3 protein-coding genes are annotated in these 2,204 nt (G+C 66.2%); all 3 read right to left on the reverse strand.

What is annotated here, in order from left to right; all coding sequences use genetic code 11:
* Positions 1-123: 123 nt before the first annotated feature.
* Positions 124-384 (reverse strand): tetratricopeptide repeat protein, encoded by a 261-nt coding sequence (locus tag ACLJT4_RS42295; RefSeq protein ID WP_411130488.1) that lies wholly within the window; start codon positions 382-384, stop codon positions 124-126.
* A 198-nt stretch (positions 385-582) separates the two neighbouring features.
* Complete coding sequence (locus tag ACLJT4_RS42300; RefSeq protein WP_411130489.1) at positions 583-1,092, reverse strand: hypothetical protein; 510 nt, start codon at positions 1,090-1,092, stop codon at positions 583-585.
* Between the two features lie 590 nt (positions 1,093-1,682).
* Positions 1,683-2,096: a hypothetical protein gene (locus ACLJT4_RS42305; RefSeq protein WP_411130491.1), complete on the reverse strand. Its 414-nt coding sequence runs from the start codon at positions 2,094-2,096 to the stop codon at positions 1,683-1,685.
* Positions 2,097-2,204 lie beyond the last annotated feature (108 nt).

The following is a 2,204-nucleotide window of genomic DNA, read 5'->3' on the forward strand; positions in this document are numbered from 1 at the left end:
GCCTGACCCTCTACCAGGCCCTGGACCTCCTCCAACACCTCCTGGCCACCTGGACAGGCACCTGCCCCACCTGCCACCAACCCACCCCCTGGCAGCCCTACGACACCACCTAACAAAGCACTACTAGCTGTCCCGCAGCGCCCGCTCCAACAGCGGCACCGCCCGTGCCAGTTCAGGCACCGACAGATAGGCGTAGGTAAGGGTGTTGCGCGAGGACGGCTTATAGTGATGGTCCTCGCCCATGACTTTCTCGAACACTCCCAAGGCTCGACGGATATATGCCATAGCCGAGAAGGACAGCCCTTGGTACGCAAGGAAGAGGCCGGAAGCAAGAAGGATTCCGGCGGCACCGGCTTCGGTGCCGCCCTCGGTGTGGTCGGCCAACGCGCCTATGTGGGCTAGAAGGTCTCGCTACACAGGCCACGTTTCAGAGGTACGCGGTGCGCGAGGCAGCACGTTTCTCAGATTGGTGATTGCCAGTTCACGGGGCTCGGTGATGAGTTCCGAAGTGCGATGCTGACCGTCGGCGTCTGCGGTGCGTGCAACGCTCTGCACGAGGCGCCCGGCTGTCCCGGGACCGGCCTATTCGTTGACGATTCCGGTGACGGCGCTGGAGCTGGGTCCGGCGGCCTCCGCGTCTCCGGTGTGCGCGACCTTCGACGGGCCGGGACGGCTACCGCCGGCGTTCCGGATTCCGGTGATCGCGCTGCCGCCGTCGCGGGCCGTCGCGTTGCCGGTGTCGATGGCCGTGTCGCCGCCGAAGGCAGTAACGGATTCAAGGAGCGCGCGCAATTCTGCTGCCGCACCGAACTGTTCGGTCCCTTCGAGGCGGGCGAGCAGGGCCTCGAACCGTCCGGCCCACAGCCCTTCCTGCCGCGCCCGCTCCGCGCCGGCATCGCCTGACGGCGGGGGCATCAGGGCTTGCACGGTGCGATCGAGCCGCACGAGCTCCGCCCTCACGCGGTCGGCGTCACCGCGGCCGACCAACTCTGCGGCACGACGCTGCATTACGGGCCAGAACGCAGTACCCACGGCCCGGACCACTGCCCGTCCGCCTTCTGTCGCCAGTGCCGTCAGCTCTTCAAACAGCATGCTCGCCCCCATTCGCGGCCGCACGCCGCAGGACAACTTCTCATAACTCTCCCGTGTACACGTTCGGAAGTGTCGAGAAGTTTCCGCGGCGACAGCGGCGAGGAGCGCGTGCTGCATCTCCGAACGGTCCCGGTCCACGGCCTGACTCGCCCGCTGATCGTCCACAGCACCGGATCCAGCGCCCTCGGAGGGATCGGGGGAAACGCGACGAGCTGCCGAGTACATGAGACGGGTTGCAGTTCGGTGTCTCGGGAGTGCGACAGGCGCGCCCGAGTTGAAGTAGGGCGGCACGAGAAGCAGGTCCCGGCCGCCGATGTGCACGTTGCGTGCGAAGAGATCGTCGACTTTGAGGACCGGAGGACACCAGCGCACGCCGTCGGACAGGCCGCGCAGGGAGTCCGTCGATGCCGTCGTCGAGCATCGTCGGTCGCGGAGCAGACGGTCGGCTATCCGTGAGTCCCCGGCAGCCCAGCTCGGCAAGTTCCAGGGCTCTGATGCCGGTTGCTGGAGTGGCCACACGCGTCCCGTGACGCTTGTTTGACGCTTTGTGGGACCTGACATTCCGCCTGGTGGGCCTCGAAATGCTGCGCTCAGTGCTCTTCGGACGATTCATGTCCGAGGCCCGAGCGTGCCGTGGCAAGGGCCGAGCGGGCCTGGCTTTCGAGCGTGCTTTCGCCCAGCGCGTGGAAGATGTCGATAGCTTGGATTAGCGACTCTGCCGCCGACGCGTACTCCCCTGATGCGAGCTGGGCGGCGCCGAGGTTCATGAGTGCTTGGCCCTCACTCATGCGGTCCTCGGTGGTACGCAGTAGCGCGACTGCCCGACGGTAGGTCCGTGTCGCCTTGGAGACCTCGCCCAGGCCGAGTTGGGCCAAGCCCAAGTTGTGCAGTGCGCGTCCTTCGAGGAGCTTGCAGTTGAGTGTGTGGAAGATGTCGACGGCGCGTTGGGTGGCCTCGGCGGATCGTGCCAAGTGTTCGGCAGCTGCTAAGGACTTGCAGATCATCAACACGTCGTCTTGATCTTGCTGTTGGCTGCGTTACTCAGGGCGGTGACCCGGGCCTGGAGGGTTGCGAGGGCGGCTGGTGGAGTGGTCGCCGGTGGGATGCCGATG

Origin of the sequence: Streptomyces sp. x-19 (assembly GCF_046549115.1) — a bacterium.
Lineage (GTDB): Bacteria > Actinomycetota > Actinomycetes > Streptomycetales > Streptomycetaceae > Streptomyces > Streptomyces albulus_C.

What these genes read in the sequence shown, in the direction of transcription:
- ACLJT4_RS42300 (WP_411130489.1), bottom strand. Translation starts at nt 1,092, where the DNA reads ATGCTGTTTGAAGAGCTGACGGCACTGGCGACAGAAGGCGGACGGGCA.
- ACLJT4_RS42305 (WP_411130491.1), bottom strand. Translation starts at nt 2,096, where the DNA reads ATGATCTGCAAGTCCTTAGCAGCTGCCGAACACTTGGCACGATCCGCC.